Below are 16,045 nucleotides of genomic sequence, written 5' to 3'. Positions count from 1 at the left end.
AGCCAGAAATTGCTGTTCCACAAACCACCACCGGAAATGGCTATGAATTAAAAATACAAACACGTCAATCAGCGATTGCCCTGCTACTTCAATCCTATAAGTTTAACAAAGTCCAGGGCATATAAATCTGTAAAAAGGTTATTTACATCTCTAAAACTCACATTCACATCGATTGAATGATTTTTTATTTCCAAAAAGATAGTTTGGAATAAAAAGAAATGAAGCCATACCATAAAATTATCATCCGCATTCCCCAATTTTCATTAACGACCACTTTAAGCGAGGCCTGGAGCCCACTACTGGAATCCATAAAATACTCCTCACCGGCTTTTTACGAACAAGTTAAAGACCTAAAATTTGAAGATTTGGGCAATCAAACTTTACAGCTTCAAAAAACAATTTACAAGTTTTTTAACCGTGCAAAATACCGCTGTCCGCCGTTAGGAACTTATTCATCAATCGGTGTGATTGAAACAAGACCACTTGAAACTTCAGCATTAGTGATCCATGAAGAAAGAAAACTATATGCCTTTGAAGACTGGTCACTAACCACCAATATAAACAGAGCAGTAACCGGCGAGATTGAGCCAAACCTGAAACTGTTTGCCAATAGCACCTATTATCGAGTTGAAGATAGCATAAGGTATGTTAAACGAGCCGGTGAAAAATTTGAATTGTCGGAAATTGCTTACCTGCCAACTGTAATAGAAATCCTGGAACTGCTGCAAGCGCCAATTACTTATGAATCACTTATCTCTAGAAACGAAGACTACGCCAGATATGTTATTCCAATGATTCAAAGCGAGTTGATTCTCACAGAAAAAGAACCCAACTTAATCGGGACAGACTATTTTAAACGAACAGGTATTAAAGGAGAACCAGAATCTAAAAAATACCTGATCAGTGAAGTTTCTATGGAACAACCTTATTTATCAGAGCATACCCTAAGACACATCCCTTCACTCATAAAATTGCTAAAATCAGGCTTTCAAACCAATTCTGTAAATTCAAATATTACCGACTTCATCAGCAATTTCATCAAACGATTCGACCGGCAAGACGTACCATTAATGACAGCACTGGACCCCGAAATAGGTGTTAGGTACGGAGATTTTCACAACCACCACATCAGCTCTATTGTAAGCACCATGCTTATCGATAAACCAGAGGAAGAGAACAAGTTAGCAACATTTCTAAAACATATTTTTGACAAACCTGTATTAAACACGACCATCAGATTAGATGAAATTATAAACGAGCTTCCTCAAACAAGCAATGAGCTGCAATTGTCCAATAGCATATCCATGATCTGTAGGGTTAATGATGGAAATATTTATGTAGAGCGCATTGCAGGGAACTCATTTACCCAATTATCGGGAAGATTTACATTAGCTTCCAATGAAATTTATTCCTTGTGTAAGGAAATTGCCAGCATTGAAGAGAACTCAAATCCGGGTGTATTGTTTTTTGACATCAGCTACAATGCTGAACGAGCGATAGACAATGTTAACCGAAGAAGGGCGATATATCCATACGAATTGAACCTGCTAAACTATCCAGGCAGCCAGGAACCATTATCCTTGCAAGACATCGTTATCTCTGTTTCGGGGAACAGAATTATACTTAGATCCAAAAAACTGGGAAAAAGGCTGATCCCGCGCATGGCCTCCGCCTATAATTACCGGCGGTCAAAATTACCCATTTTTCGTTTTCTATTCGATATCTCATTTTACGGACTCATTCCAGACCTTACATTTGATATCTCAGAAATTATCAAAGGAAAAAAATATTATCCAAAAGTTCAGTTCAGAAACATTGTACTCAGTCTTCCCAAACTAAGGGTTTTAAAATCAGATTTGAAGCCGCAAGCAGGATTATCACCTGAATTGAGATTGCTGCAATACCTGAGTGAGTTCCAGATTGGCTCAGTTGTACGTTTATCAAAAGGTGAAGAAAATGCTGTCTATGATTTAAATTCTAAACAACAGCTTACGCTGCTCGTAGAAGAGATCTTCAAAACAGGCGAGGTTTTTCTGGAGGAGTTTTTATCACCTCAGACTCCACTTGTTGTGAACCATCAAGGGCAGCCCTACAATAATCAGCTGGTCATTCCATTAATTCACCAGAATGAAGTTTATCAGGAAAGCAGTCCAGTTGACCAAGAATATCATCAACAACGTTTCTTCTTACCTTTGGACCAGTGGCTTTATTTTGAGGTATTCAGCTTTTCAACACGTGCTGACGACATATTAATTCAACTCCATCAGCAAACTGCACAATTTGCTGATCATATTACAAAATGGTTTTTCATCCGTTATAATGAGAATGGGGCTCATATACGCTTGAGGGTATTACTGAAAGACAATGTTCATACCCAGTTTATCGAGCAATTGCAGTACAATTTAAAACCCATGGTTTTATCAGGAACCATATCCGATATTGCCATTCGAAGCTACCAGAGAGAAATGGAGAGATATGGTGTAGCAGATATAGAAAAAGTAGAAAGCCATTTCCATCTGGATAGTGAATTTGTGGTACAGCAAATAAAAGAAGGGTTAACTGACCTGGACAAATACAATCATTGTATCAGGTTATTTAACCTTATTAAATCCTATGATATTATCGGAGAACCCCGGTATGAAAAATGGATATTAAACATCAAAGAAATGTTTGAATCAGAACATCACCTGGGTATTACCCAATTCAAAGAAGTAAAAAAGTACTTTCAAAAACATAGAAATGAAATCCTCTTATCTATAGATAATTTTTCAGCAAGTGAAATTCAACTTTCAAAATCCATCTGCAGCATCATTAACGCTTGCCCGGAGAGAAGAAAAGCACCTATGTTTACCGATCTGATGCATATGCACATCAATAGACTATTTAGTGATTTTCAACGGACACATGAACTTATCATCTACAGTATTTTAACAGACGTTCAAAAAATGATGAAGTATAAAGTTAAAACCCAAGACCAGTAGTGCGTATGGAGCTGATAAAGTCACTTTTATATTTTTCTCCAAATGGAATGACCTTATTGCCTTCGAGATACACATCATATGCATCATACTTGATAATTTTGTTCGAGTTTACCAGAATTGACCTGTTTATTCTTACAAAATATGGAGGTTGAAGAACTGTACACATTTGTTTTAAACTCAAAGAGCAGAAAACATTTGAATCGTCCAGAAAAATGGTACAAAAATTAGTGGAAGACTGGATATAGCAGATATCACTTGTAGTAATTCTGACTCTCACCTCTCTTCCATTCCCTGGTACATAAATATGAACTGGATTGGTCATCGTATGTCGCCTTGATTTTGCAATTTCCTTCCCCTTTTCAATCGCAGCTAAAAACCGGTCATATTGAACAGGCTTATACAAATATCCAGAGGCACCTTTAGAAAATGCTTCCTGGGCATACAAATAATGTCCGCTGACCAGTATCACCACATGTGAACTTCCTATCCTTTCCAGAATATCAAGCCCGGAGAGATCAGCTATGTCAATATCCAGAAATACCAGATCGATATTTGAAGCCGGATTCTGGAGTATCTGCAATGCCTGCTGTCCGCTTTGAGAGGAACCAGCATTCTCCAATCCATCACTCTGATCTATATACTGGGTCAAAAGCCGGATAGATGAAGGATTGTCATCGACAATAAAACACTTTAACATAATTTAATGGTTAATGATAATTCAAAAAAATCTTTTCGATCTCCTACTTCCAATACATATTGGCCGGGATAATTCAATTCCAATCTTTGTATTAGGTTTTGAAGCCCTATCTTATGACTGCAAGTTTTATGCGCTGGTCTTTTAGCATTAAATGTCCGTAATAGAAGCACCCCGTCTACGATTTTAAGGTTAACCATTGGAATGTTTTCCAGGCAGTCAAAATCTCCGTATTTCAATACATTGACGACTGGTTCCAGAAGAATTTTTGGTGGGATCTTGAGATTTTCGTAACCGGAAATATCAATATAGAAGTTATTAAAAGCTTCTGTTTCTTTATACAAAGAGTCCAGTTGTATATATTTCTTTATATAATCCACTTCCTCTTCAATAGTAATTTGTCCCATTTGATCTGCTCCCATTAGTGCATTGGAAGATATCTCAGCTAACAATGCTATTGATTGAGCCAGTTCCTTTGAAGCATGCAAACTGCGTTCATAGAGACAGGTGAACACATTACTCATTAAATGGGAATCATTTTGAGAGCGAAGCATGTTATTTTCAAGCCGGCGTAAATGTTCTGTTTGTTCCTTACAGATGCTTTCCAGACTCCTTGCGTAACCAGCATAAGCCAGGGCAAATGCCAACGTACAAAGCAAGATTCCCTTAATAATATTGCTCTGGCTTATAAAATCTGACTGTGGGCTTTTCAGGTCTCCCAGGCAACTATAGAGGACTTCGGAAAAGACCCCGGATAGAATGACATAGAGAATTAATATCCCGATTGCTACAAATTGTAGTTTAAACGTCTTAATTTTCCCACCATTGATCAGTAATGGCAAGCATCTGAACGCTATCCAATAGAAATAAGTTAGATCAAACAAACCATATATTAAGTACCATTTGACATCATCGTAATTGAGACTCCGCGTTCCCGTAGAAATTTCGATAAGAAACAATAGCAAGATAAGGCTCGTAAATACACTAACATTCCCCAGTACAACTTTTTTAAAAGTACTTGATAATCTATTTAAGACGCTAAATTGGTGGTTTACGGGTTTAAATCGGTTATTCGTCCTGTTAAGAAAAGAAGAGTTGAAACTTGTGGTATTTTTAATCATAATTAAAATTAAGTAGCTATGAAAAATTTAACAGAAGAGGTTGTTTTAACAGCAAAGACAGTATTTACATTTGATGGCGTGAAAGCAAACGATGGGGCTCCAAGTACAACGCATCCAACGACATCCGGAACTACAAATAGTACATACATTTTTACCTGTTTAAAGTAAACCGAATTGAAGAAAGGAAGCAGAAAGGTTCGCTGCTTCCTTTTCAAAAACTTTAATTCATTTAAACAGACCACATCCACCCTACATCAGCTTTAGTATTTCTAAGTAACCTTTTCACTTACGTGAATGACCACTTACATCAACATTCTCCTTTTTCTCTATAGACTGCTGAGGATAAAAACAGGGGCAATCGAATTAGAAATTTAATACCGAAATAAATTGGCAGGTACCTATTTAGAAAGATGAGCGATCAAAAAAAAACGGAACCAGTCAGGTGACCAGCTCCGCTTTTTAAATTAACGCTCTCAGTATCTAAGGTAAAAAAAACAAACCAATAACCAAACCATTCCGAATAAAAATCACAAAGACAAACTCTGCTGTTGCCCTTTACTCGTTCTCCCCTTAACACCAGGAACAGACTTCCTGATCGGCCGCTTCCTCGCCCTTGGTTTCTTTTGCTCAACCGGCTGCTCCTTCTCTTCCACCTTCAACTCAGCCCTGACAATCTCCTGAATATCATTCTTGATCCTAATGTAATTCTCCTGCAAATCATCATAACTCACCTTCCTGATCAAAGGAATAGGCACATAAGCCGCCTCTTCCCTGGCAATCCCCTCATGATCATTCTGCAAACCCGCATGAAACATTTTCAGATCGATCTTCACACCAGGACTATCCGCCACAATCCCCACAAATTCACCAGAAGACAAAGTCGCAATTTTAGAAGCCGGTATCGCATAATCCAGCTGCGTAGATTTAGAAACAGAAGTTTCCGAGCTGTTGATACTCACGCTTTCCCTGTCCTGCATGATCTTCCCAAAAGTTTCTGAAAGCTTCTTCGCACTATCACCTGTCACCTGGCCACTGATGATATTACCCGAAATTCCAGCAATAATCTCCGCAAATTCAGCGCCATATTCCTTCTTCATCTGCTCAATGGACTGAATCCCAAGCGTACAACTGATCAGGTTCGATCTGCCCGTACTGATTGTACTCACAATACCTGTGGCAACTAAAGTCGGAAATTCATCAAAGATCAGGCTCGACTTTAACTTCCCTTTTTTATTCACCAGCTTCAATAACCGGCTCACATACAAAGACAATACCGCCCCATAAGTTTCAATCTTCTGCGGGTTATTCCCCATACAAACCACCTTCGGAGCATCAGGATTATTGATGTCCAGCGTAAAATCATTACCCGACAGCACATAATATAGCTGCGGAGAAGACAACCTCGCCAGTCCAATCTTTGCAGAAGCAATCTGCCCCTCCAATTGCGCCATCGCATTGTTCCTGTAAGCCGAAATAAATGGATTGATCAACGCCTTAATTTCCTCCTGCTGCTGCAGTAAAGCAAACAAAGGATCATAATCAATCATCATCAGCTCAATCACATGCGGCAAAGTGCAATACTTCCCATCCTGGTATTTACGCAAATACCAGATGATCGCCGTTAAAAAGTTAATCGGGCTTTCCACGAAGAAATCCCCCGTCTTTTTCAGCCACTCCTTATTTAGTCCCAGCATAATCGTCCGGCTCGATTCCGTAGCATCCGTGATGTCCTCCATACTCTGAGGATCAAGCGGATTACACCTATGCTTGGGATGCTCCAGGTCAATCACAAAAAAACTGGGTTTAACCTTATAATTCTTCGCATACCTCAGCAGTTTATTATAAGCCATCTTACTCAGGTCATCAAACTTGAAATCGTACAAAAACATCGAGAATCCCTTTTTCAAATGCTGGTCAATGATGTGTCTAATGACAAAATAAGTCTTCCCGGCACCCGCAGATCCCGATACTAAAATACTTCTAAAGGGATTCACCACATTGATCCAGCCATCTCGAACTACCCCCTTTAACCGGTACCTGGTCGGCAGGTTCACCGAATACTCATTCTCCAAAAGCCTTTCCTCCTGCGGAAAAGTTTCATTTTCCGAGTTAAACACATCCTTACTCAGATTGAGCTTGATCAACCTGGACAACCAGGCACCTCCAGTTAGTATCAGCAAATACCCAATACCAGTTAATCCCATATACAGGCCAGCAATGAGGGGAATGCTACCGGGCAGGTAAAACATCAGCTGGCTAAGGGAATAAACCAACAGGCCACCAACCAGGTAACAGGTTATGCTATTTTTCCGGATCTTCTCCTCCTTTTTTCCTTTTACCCCCAATAAGGATATGCACAAAAACAATAAAGCAGCCAGCTTGGGCTTGAGTAGCCCAGTAAACAGACCTGTGTTTGCAATATTGCTGGTCATACGGTCTGTAATTTCTGCTGTAAAGCCCCAATACCAGAAAGCCTGGTAACAAATGATATAAAAATGAATGATCAATATGGCGATGCTGATTAACCTGGTCAGGTCAATGATCTTACGCAAGCCCTGCACATCTTCTCCTGTATTCATATAAAAAAGTTATAAAGTCAATTCCTGATTCATTTGTGGGCGACGCTTTTTGCGTTTCTTCCTTCTGCGCGGCATACCTGTACCATATTCAGGCTGGGATTTAGCCAATAACAGTTCTAAGAAATTGGTCTTTCCCCCAGCGCTTAAATAGATTTCCGGTTGTGAAATGGTCTGAGACTCGGGTCTTACCTGCGATTTTAAGAGTGGTTTGTTCTCCTGAATGTTTGCTTTACTCATTGTCCTGAACCGATCGGTAATGGCCTTTGCACCATAACCCTTACCCAGGTCACTCCCTTTAAACACCACCTTACTGCAGTGATCCACAAAAGTGATCCCGAAAACAAGGCCCTGATCATTCTGACGAAAAGCGACCTCAATCCCCTGCTTTTTCAGTTGCAGTGCAAATTCCTCCCTTGAGATTTTAGCCTTCGCATTCAACACCAGGTCAATCCTTTGTTTTAAATCCGCCTTATAAGCTTTCCGTTTATCCAGATTTCTGGCAAACTTTTTCTCCAGGTTTTTCAAGGTAGGTCTGGCATAAAAAGAACTGGCTTTAACCGGCACCCCGACAGGGATTCCTTTTTCATCCAGCATAGAAAACATCAGCCCCTTATTCTTATACATCGGCGTATCTTCCCCACCACGTAAAGCCACTACATTGAAACACTTCAGAATCGCGTTAAATTCAGCCAGAGAAGTAAACTTATAATCCCGGGTTACTGCCGTCAGGATATTGCTGATCGCTCTTTTGGTGGGCAGTTTGCCATAGTTTACCTTTTGTGGTTCCACTCCTTTTAGTTCCGCTTCCTTTTGGAGGTTTTTAGCTTCTGCCTTCACCAGGTTAAATTCCAATTCAATTTCTTTTCTGGCCCCCTCTGATTTAAAGGCATTGTTGTGCAGCTCTATCCGTTTCCCCTGGGCAGTGATATTGGTCGTCACAATATGTACATGCAGGTGTGCAGCATCATCGTGGCGATACACCAGAAAAGGCTGATCCCCATAACCGATCTTTTCCATATAACGGTTTGCAATCTGCTGTAAAGTGAAATTATCCAGCTGCTCACTGGAATGGAAGTTCAGGGAAATGTGCAGCGTATTGGTCCCCACCTCCGGCCTTAGTTCCAACAGGTGTTTAAAACGGTTCAGCTTCTGGTTAAAAGTCATCTGCTCAATATCCCCTGCAAAACCACTGGCTAAAATTAAACTGGCCTCTCCTTGTTCCATCTTATTCTCATTGTAGTGCAATGCACCCCTGATGGTCTTGCCCGGTATTATTCTTGCAACCATTTTCCAGCGAGTTTGGAAATGATGATTAACAATTCGTCTACTTTTGCATCAATCTTTTGATATTGGTCAGCTACCTTTAAAACATAAAATGCCCGCTTGGTATTAGATTTATCCTGGTTGAAACTGCGCGTGATCTGGTTAATGTTAACTCCAATTGCCCTTAATTCTTTGCGGATCAATGCCAACTCTTCCATTGCTGCATTCAAGCTCATGTCCTTATAAAAGAGCGTAATCTTCTCCTGGCTCAGGATCTTTCTGGCCACTCCGCCAACAGAATGACAATCGCTATTCCGGCTGATCTTTTCCAGTCTTACATAGACTTTTTCAGTTACCCTTGTTCTGACAAAGTGGGTCAAAATGGCTTCAGGGTTGGTTGATTTCTTTCTGGGCATAATCGGTTTTTAATGAGATAAAAGAGGCAAGTTCCGCAGCCTGTAAAAAGGTTTTCGTGGACGAAAATATATCTTTGCTTAGACCACGCGGGCTACAATAAGCTCCTTACAGCAGTATCTTTAAACGCTGGTTAGTGATAGAACTAGGATGAATGGATTGGGGAATAATTACTGTATGGACTGTTCAGATTTTCGAGGCGACTTGAACTGTTCCAGGGGGACGAAGCTCCTTAAGAGTTGCCGGATTTTGACACGTGGATCGGCTTTGACTTTCTTTAGTTTCAGGTATGGACTGCCTTTATATTTTCTGCCCTTCAGATTCGGGTCTTTGGTTTTCCTTGAGGACAATCTTGTTTCCTCTAGTTGAGTTTTCAGTATGACTGTTTTGTTCATGGCTATAAAATTTGATAGCCAAAGGTGGAAAGGGAGAAAATGTGTTGGTCTCTAGTGGTGATAAATAATTAAACCGGCGATACGATTTTTAGCAACTATTAAGACTATAACACATCAAAAAGCATCAAAGTAAAATGATTACTTTTTCTTACTCCTTGTTTTTTTCTGATCGGGCTTTGTGACCTCAGCCAACGTGTTAAGAATTTTATCAATGAATTCCGGAAAATGCTTAAAATTGCAAATGAAGTGTTGAGAGTAATACTTCTTCATCGTAAAAAGATAAGATTGTTCTAAGTCATGACAGCATCCTAAAGGTGAATAGTAAATTTGGTGCTTTTTATCCTTTTGAGTTTTCTGAAAAGCCTCAAATATCTTAAGGTTTTCGATATCTTCACAATCCATAGAAAAGCCTTGAAATATTTCTTTGTGATGGTCGGTGAAATCTGGGCCTATTTCACTATGACAAACTAAAAATGGCACATGCTGGGTTAGTTCATTCAAATCTTCACATTCTTTTACCCGTTCTATTGAAAATGCGTCATCAAGGATATAGAGGTCTGCATTGGTTACTAAGACTGATATTATGTATGCTGGTTTAGCATCTGCTAAATGACAATAGGTATTTCCCTCAATTGTACTCTTTATTAAATATGGAAGGGCGAATTTCAATTGAGCTATCCCATGACGTATATCCTTGTCAAAAACCTCACCGGAAGTCAGATTAATTTCCACACCTTTCAATGCAAATTCAAATTCATCTTCAAAGGAGGTGATGAGGTCCCGCTTTGTCTTAGCTTTTGAAAATTCAGCCAAAGATTTGATGGTGTATCCAAGCGTAAAGTCGGAAAATTCTGGCTTGTTTATATCTGGAAGGAATATCCATTTTTTCCCCTCTTCTCTGTATTTACATTCAGCTAAAAGTGTTAGGCTTGCATCAATCCGATCTTCCGTATCTAAAGGAAAGAAATGGAGACCTTTTAAGTCGGTAGAAAACTCCTTTTTCTGATTAGCATCTTTTCGGTAATAACTATAATCGAACGAGACACTGAAATCCCTGTCAGTAAGAATTTTTGCAACCTCATATTCTAATGGTAAGCTGGATGATAAAAGCCTACTCTTCCATTTTTTAGATTCGTTCATATTTGGTAATTGATAAGCGTTTTTTTGTTCAAATATACTTAAAATAGAAAACCCAACCCATCTGGCGACAGTTAGCACTTTCAAAATACAATAGGATTTTAAAAAAGTCTATTCATCTCTAGTAAGGACAAATTATTTTTAGAACAGTCCAGAGGAACATTTATTTATCCATACTAGTGAAGTTTTAATTTTTGAATGCCGGAGTTTCGGTTTTATGAAAATATTTATTCCCACCGGCAGGCGAAGTATAACGGCTATAAACGCTGCCAGATTATTGAAAGAACATGGTACGGAGGTCAGTCTTGAACGTGCAAATCTTATTTTGGAATTCCTTTACAAATTCGCTAAATTATCTGCTGTAGAGGTCATTAACAGGAAATCCTGTAAAAAAACACCGGATAGAATGACACCTCGTAAACTTTTCAATTCACAACAAATTAAAAAATGAGAGGAGAAATTAAATGAAAAAAGCATGTTTATACATCAGGGTAAGCACTGATGAACAGGCCGATAAAGGCTTTTCCCAAAGGGATCAGGCCGAACGTCTACAATCACATTGTTTAAGGAACAACATTCTAGCCACCAGAATCATTTTTGAAGACTATTCTGCCAAGACCTTCAACCGTCCGGAATGGTCAAAATTACTGGCTGAAATGAGAAAATCAAAAGGTAAGGACTTTGACTATATCATGTTTACCAAATGGGACAGGTTTAGCCGGAATACCGCTGATGCTTATCAGATGATTCGTATCCTTACTGTAGACTACCAGATTGAACCCATTGCAATAGAACAGCCCTTAGACCTAACGATACCAGAAAGCAAGACCATTTTGGCTGTATATTTATCTATGCCTGAAGTAGAGAATGACAGAAGGGCATTAAACGTGATATACGGTATGCGACGAGCCAAAAAAGAAGGTCGCTGGATGGCAATGGCGCCCGTTGGCTATAAAAATAAATCCACAGAAAATGGCAGAAAGTATATTGCTATTGAGGAACCTCAGGCCAGTCATATGAGATGGGCATTTGAGCAAATCGCAGAAGGGTCTTTGGCCACAGAGCATGTATGGATGAAAGCTAGGGAAAGGGGATTAAAATGCAGTCGTGCTAATTTCTGGGCCCTCATTACCAACCCGGTTTACATCGGTAAAGTTCCTATTCCAGCATTTAAAGAAGAAGAGGCCTATCTTGCTGACGGGCAACATACCCCATTAATATCCGAAGTTCTCTTTTATAAGGTACAGGACGTACTAGAGATCAGAAAGCGAAAGTTTGAAAAGAAGGGAACTAAAGCAGTCTCACCGCGTTCATTGGCATTACGAGGATTTCTGATTTGCCCTAAGTGTGGTCACATTATGACCGGTAGCGCTTCGAGGGGGAAACAAAGGGTTTATTATCATTATTATCACTGTAAATCCAGTTGTGGAGTGAGATTTCAGGCAGACATGGTGAATACACTTTTTGAACGTAATCTAAAGCAATTTGTTCCGAAACCTGGCATGGCTGAACTCTTCAAGGCCATAATTTGCGACTCCTACATAGAAAATGGCGGAATATCCTTAACAGACCAAAATCGAAAACTAGATCAAATAGCAGATCAGAATAGCAGGAAAGCAAGAGCATTGGAGCTATTGATAAATAAATCCATCTCAGCCGATGAATATCAGCAAATCAAAAAAGAATGCGAAAATGCCATTGTAAGATGTGAAGCAGAGATTAAAGAATTAAGTCAAACAGTTGATGAGGAACTTGACATTGAAGGTTTGGCTGATTTAGCGGTCAATAACCTTAAAAAGCTGCCAGAATTCTACATAGCAGCAGATTCTGACATAAAAAGGGCAATCGTGGGTTCGATTTATAATGAAAAATGGGTTTTTGATGGCGAAACTCATCGAACCCCTGAGATCAATGAAACCGCTAAACTTATCTACCACATTAACAGAAATTTAAGGTATAAAAAAACCGGAGTGAAATCTTTATCAGATTTTCACTCCGGTGAGGTGTCCCCGACGAGATTCGAACTCATATCGTTGGTACCGGAAACCAAAATTCTATCCATTGAACTACGGAGACAGGATCGCAAATATATGGATTCATTTAATTAAAATCTACATCAAATTACTTTACTGTAAAAGGAACCTGAATATCACCCCAAACCAATGCAACTTTACCACTTTTATCAATTGTAAAGGTCATTTTTTCAGTAAAAGCTGCAGATTTAACAGGCTTAACCTTAATACGTAAAGCATCATCGGCTTCAGCATGCTTATCAGCAGATACATTTGATTTTTTACCAAAAATAATTACCCATTCTTTTTCACCTGGAATGGAATACATGCCGTATTTACCAGCGGGTAATGCTTTTCCATCAACTTTAACGGCCTTACTAACTTCAAATGTAGTTGGTTCGTTTGCTCCTGTACGCCATATTTTACCCAATGGTGCAATTTCCTTACCTATTGTTCTACCTTTTACAGATGGCTGACTGTAATCTATAGTTACTGTAGCACCCGAATTCAGTGTCTCTTTTACAACAGCAGGTGGACTTGGCCTTTTGCTTTTATCCTGTTGTGCAGAAAGTGTTAAAGAGCTAAACATTCCTGCAACCATTGCTAGTACAATTATTTTTTTCATAATCTATTTTTTTACTTCTAATATATGGAAAGCATTCTCTTTCGCCAAATCATTGTTCAGCTTAAAAATGTTATCAATGGTAAAATAACGTTCAAATAAATTTGGATTTTAGCGAAAAAAAAAATAAATTCAGTAGTAACGCTTCCACTGGTGTTAATGTAACTATCATGTTCAATCAAAATGTATTAATCGTAAAAGAAAATGAACAGATTGAAGGGGAAGAACTTCTACGTAATCAACTTGTAGATATTGGATGTCCGAAAACTAAAATACTTGCTTACACAGGACTACCCTATCATATTGATCGTACAGAAGCATATAAAGTTATGCTCTTCCTGACAGAGAATATGGACCATAGCTCCATGCTAGTGTTGCAACTTCATAATGATTTTCCACAGATCCCAATAATTATCATAACCAATACAATTCCATCAGCACAGATAATCCCTGATGGAGCAGATGATTGGTTACTTAAATCATGGTTAGAACCATTTTTATTAAAGAAAACTATACAGTTGGCAAGTCACAGAAGAGAAAATATGAATTGCTATATGAATATTTTTAAAGAAAACCCCAGTCCAATGTATATTTATGAAGAGGAGTCTTATCGTTTTCTTGACGTAAATACAACAGCATTAAAACAGTATGGCTATACCAAATCAGAATTTCTCCAACTTACAGCGAAAGATATTAGGCCTAAATCTGAGCTGGAAGCATTTTACAAGGTCAATAACGATCTACCTCCGGATTATTTAAATGCAGGAATCTGGATACACACGAGAAAAAATGGTGAGGTATTTTATGTTAATATCTTTACGCACCAAGTTACGTTTGAAGGTAAATCATGTAAATTAGTAACAGCATTAGACATAGATGAAAACGTTAAAACAGACCTTGCTGTAAAACAAAAAGCTGCTGAAGTAGAAAGTATACTGGAAAGCATTACTGATGCATTTTATACAGTAAATGAAAACTGGGAATTTACCTATATTAATAAATCGTTTGAAAGAATTTTAAAACGTACCAGGGAAGAATTACTGGGAAAAGTTCTGTGGGAAGCATTTCCAGAGGCTGCAGGTCTTGATTATTATTCTCAATATCATAAAGCAGTAAATGAAAAGGTTTCAGTACATTTTGAAGAATTTTATCCTTTCCCTCCTCTTTGGTTAAGTGTAAATGCATATCCTACTCATACTGGCCTGGCGGTATACCTTATGGATATTACAGATCAAAAGAATTACCAGCAAAAAATTGAAAAGCAAAACAGACAGTTTAAAGAAATTGCATGGGTACAGGCACATCAGATTCGAGGTCCGGTATCCAATTTAATGGGACTGGTAGATCTCTTTAATATTGAACAGCATAACGATCCTGAAAACCTGGAACTACTTGCAAGAATTAAACATACAGCTATACAGATGGACGAATCTATTAAGGAAATTGTTTACTTAACTCAAAAGCTTGAATCCTAAACGGAAAACTATCCTAAAAAACCTTACTTTTAAAAAAAATCATTCCATATCTTCTACATGAAACAATTCATTGCCTTATGCTGTATTTTACTGCTGGCCACGAATATTAAAGCACAGAAAAACGTAGACCAAGCTATAGTTTTGGTCATTAAGGAAAAGAATATTTCAATGCCGGGAAAACAAATCGATTTAAATTCAGATGGTCTTCCTGCAATGATCAGTACTTCTTTTAACCTGATTACTGAACCGATACATTTTCATGTGATTAATGCATCCGATCATAAAGACATCAAATGGAATAATGGTGCACTGCATATCAAAAAACAAAGTCCTGGAAAAGTTAGCTGGGTAGTTAAAAATACATCTGATGCTTTAAACATGAAAGTGGAAGGAGCTGTTAACCCAGACGGAGAATTGAACTATACCGTTAAAATAACCGCTCTGAACGATATAGACCTGGAAAATATCCGTTTGCATCTCCCTTTCACCGCTGAAACTGCAAAACTTATTAAAGGTTTAGGAAAAAAAGAAGAAAGCAGACCTGAGGTTATAGATTGGAAATGGAGTAAAGCAATGGAAAAACTTTGGATTGGCAATAGGAATGGAGGTCTGCAATACCTGCTAACAGATAACAAGCACAAAACACTCCCAAAATCCTGGGCTAACAACGGAAATGGCGGCATCCATATCGAACAAAAAGGAAAAGCAATCCTGGCCGATAACTACAGCGATGAACAACATATGAAAAAAGGTGATATTTTGTATTATAATTTTAGCATGCTAATTACTTCTGACGCAATTCCATATTAAGAAACTGTTTATGAGATTTAATCCTATTGCTTTCGTTCTCAATATTTTTATTCCCCTTGCTATTGGAGCATTAGGTGCTTATTTTACGTCTAGTTCGGTAAAAACCTGGTATGTAACTTTAGCAAAACCATCATTTAATCCACCAGATGCAATTTTCGCACCTGTATGGACTTGCCTATATATTCTAATTGGAACTGCAGCTTACCTGGTATGGCAAAAAAGACACACTATTAAACAGCTTCCACGAACTATATCTATCTATTTCGTACAGCTTATATTGAACCTCATGTGGTCCTTTATTTTCTTTTACACGCGTCAAATAAATGTAGCATTATTCGAAATCATTTTTCTGCTTATTGCAATCATAATCAACGCCATTATGTTTTATAAAATCGATAAAACAGCCGGGCTGTTATTTGTACCATATATTTTGTGGGTAAGCTTTGCCACTCTGCTGACATATAATATCTTCATTCTGAACTAATTTCCCTATTTTAGGATGTGGTATTTTTTAAAAAAATATTGTTAATCATCCTGACCTT

12 protein-coding genes, 1 tRNA gene and 1 pseudogene are annotated in these 16,045 nt (G+C 38.4%); 6 read left to right on the top strand and 8 right to left on the bottom strand.

All coding sequences use genetic code 11. The features are described from left to right. Positions 1-218 precede the first annotated feature (218 nt). Entirely contained in the window at positions 219-2,981 is a 2,763-nt protein-coding gene (locus tag WC623_RS06535) for a thiopeptide-type bacteriocin biosynthesis protein (RefSeq protein WP_372849177.1), read from the top strand. Here the strand turns inward: WC623_RS06535 and WC623_RS06530 are convergent. Beyond that, positions 2,962-3,678, bottom strand: a complete 717-nt coding sequence (locus tag WC623_RS06530) for a LytR/AlgR family response regulator transcription factor (RefSeq protein WP_372849175.1) — start codon at positions 3,676-3,678, stop codon at positions 2,962-2,964. The two genes, WC623_RS06535 and WC623_RS06530, sit on opposite strands and share 20 nt — an antisense overlap. Next, positions 3,672-4,796, bottom strand: coding sequence for a histidine kinase (locus WC623_RS06525; RefSeq protein ID WP_372849173.1), 1,125 nt, complete (start codon positions 4,794-4,796; stop codon positions 3,672-3,674). The genes WC623_RS06530 and WC623_RS06525 overlap by 7 nt, the downstream gene beginning before the upstream one ends. Before the next feature lie 18 nt (positions 4,797-4,814). Between WC623_RS06525 and WC623_RS06520 the strand changes: the two genes are divergently transcribed. After that, positions 4,815-4,964, top strand: a complete 150-nt coding sequence (locus tag WC623_RS06520; protein WP_372849171.1) for a hypothetical protein — start codon at positions 4,815-4,817, stop codon at positions 4,962-4,964. 359 nt (positions 4,965-5,323) lie between these two features. On the opposite strand, the gene mobC (WC623_RS06515) is transcribed toward WC623_RS06520, so the two are convergent. From mobC (WC623_RS06515) to WC623_RS06500, 4 genes are all read right to left on the bottom strand, one after another. After that, positions 5,324-7,375, bottom strand: coding sequence for a conjugal transfer protein MobC (gene mobC / locus WC623_RS06515; protein ID WP_372849169.1), 2,052 nt, complete (start codon positions 7,373-7,375; stop codon positions 5,324-5,326). Between the two features lie 9 nt (positions 7,376-7,384). Beyond that, positions 7,385-8,662 (bottom strand): relaxase/mobilization nuclease domain-containing protein, encoded by a 1,278-nt coding sequence (locus WC623_RS06510; protein WP_372849167.1) that lies wholly within the window; start codon positions 8,660-8,662, stop codon positions 7,385-7,387. Further along, positions 8,647-9,054 carry a plasmid mobilization relaxosome protein MobC gene (gene mobC, locus WC623_RS06505; protein ID WP_372849165.1) on the bottom strand — a complete coding sequence of 136 codons (408 nt, stop codon included), beginning with the start codon at positions 9,052-9,054 and terminating at the stop codon, positions 8,647-8,649. The genes WC623_RS06510 and mobC (WC623_RS06505) overlap by 16 nt, the downstream gene beginning before the upstream one ends. A gap of 531 nt (positions 9,055-9,585) precedes the next feature. Continuing rightward, positions 9,586-10,587, bottom strand: coding sequence for a hypothetical protein (locus WC623_RS06500; RefSeq protein ID WP_372849163.1), 1,002 nt, complete (start codon positions 10,585-10,587; stop codon positions 9,586-9,588). A gap of 461 nt (positions 10,588-11,048) precedes the next feature. Here WC623_RS06500 and WC623_RS06495 point away from each other — a divergent pair. Then, positions 11,049-11,993 (top strand): annotated as a pseudogene (locus WC623_RS06495) (recombinase family protein); the annotation flags it as partial. A gap of 595 nt (positions 11,994-12,588) precedes the next feature. On the opposite strand, the gene WC623_RS06490 reads toward WC623_RS06495, so the two are convergent. Beyond that, positions 12,589-12,660: transfer RNA gene (locus WC623_RS06490), tRNA-Arg, on the bottom strand. Positions 12,661-12,705: 45 nt separating this feature from the next. Next, positions 12,706-13,221: a DUF2911 domain-containing protein gene (locus WC623_RS06485; protein ID WP_372849161.1), complete on the bottom strand. Its 516-nt coding sequence runs from the start codon at positions 13,219-13,221 to the stop codon at positions 12,706-12,708. A 167-nt stretch (positions 13,222-13,388) separates the two neighbouring features. Here WC623_RS06485 and WC623_RS06480 point away from each other — a divergent pair, with 167 nt between their 5' ends. From WC623_RS06480 to WC623_RS06470, 3 genes are read left to right on the top strand one after another with little or no spacing between them, the layout of a single operon-like run. Beyond that, positions 13,389-14,693, top strand: a complete 1,305-nt coding sequence (locus WC623_RS06480) for a PAS domain-containing protein (protein WP_372849159.1) — start codon at positions 13,389-13,391, stop codon at positions 14,691-14,693. Positions 14,694-14,750: 57 nt separating this feature from the next. Beyond that, entirely contained in the window at positions 14,751-15,503 is a 753-nt protein-coding gene (locus WC623_RS06475; protein WP_372849157.1) for a glycoside hydrolase domain-containing protein, read from the top strand. A 10-nt stretch (positions 15,504-15,513) separates the two neighbouring features. Continuing rightward, positions 15,514-15,987, top strand: coding sequence for a TspO/MBR family protein (locus tag WC623_RS06470; RefSeq protein ID WP_372849155.1), 474 nt, complete (start codon positions 15,514-15,516; stop codon positions 15,985-15,987). The last annotated feature ends 58 nt before the right edge of the window (positions 15,988-16,045 follow it).

The sequence above is a fragment of the Pedobacter sp. genome (assembly GCF_041645105.1).
Classification (GTDB): Bacteria; Bacteroidota; Bacteroidia; order Sphingobacteriales; family Sphingobacteriaceae; genus Pedobacter.
The sequence above is the reverse complement of the archived record's forward strand: the minus strand, read 5'-3'. Positions and strand labels throughout refer to the sequence as shown.

Coding starts and splice junctions, on each gene's coding strand:
- mobC (WP_372849169.1), bottom strand. CDS start 7,375: ATGAATACAGGAGAAGATGTGCAGGGCTTGCGTAAGATCATTGACCTG.
- WC623_RS06535 (WP_372849177.1), top strand. CDS start 219: ATGAAGCCATACCATAAAATTATCATCCGCATTCCCCAATTTTCATTA.
- WC623_RS06500 (WP_372849163.1), bottom strand. CDS start 10,587: ATGAACGAATCTAAAAAATGGAAGAGTAGGCTTTTATCATCCAGCTTA.
- mobC (WP_372849165.1), bottom strand. CDS start 9,054: ATGCCCAGAAAGAAATCAACCAACCCTGAAGCCATTTTGACCCACTTT.
- WC623_RS06530 (WP_372849175.1), bottom strand. CDS start 3,678: ATGTTAAAGTGTTTTATTGTCGATGACAATCCTTCATCTATCCGGCTT.
- WC623_RS06485 (WP_372849161.1), bottom strand. CDS start 13,221: ATGAAAAAAATAATTGTACTAGCAATGGTTGCAGGAATGTTTAGCTCT.
- WC623_RS06510 (WP_372849167.1), bottom strand. CDS start 8,662: ATGGTTGCAAGAATAATACCGGGCAAGACCATCAGGGGTGCATTGCAC.
- WC623_RS06525 (WP_372849173.1), bottom strand. CDS start 4,796: ATGATTAAAAATACCACAAGTTTCAACTCTTCTTTTCTTAACAGGACG.
- WC623_RS06470 (WP_372849155.1), top strand. CDS start 15,514: ATGAGATTTAATCCTATTGCTTTCGTTCTCAATATTTTTATTCCCCTT.
- WC623_RS06475 (WP_372849157.1), top strand. CDS start 14,751: ATGAAACAATTCATTGCCTTATGCTGTATTTTACTGCTGGCCACGAAT.
- WC623_RS06520 (WP_372849171.1), top strand. CDS start 4,815: ATGAAAAATTTAACAGAAGAGGTTGTTTTAACAGCAAAGACAGTATTT.
- WC623_RS06480 (WP_372849159.1), top strand. CDS start 13,389: ATGTTCAATCAAAATGTATTAATCGTAAAAGAAAATGAACAGATTGAA.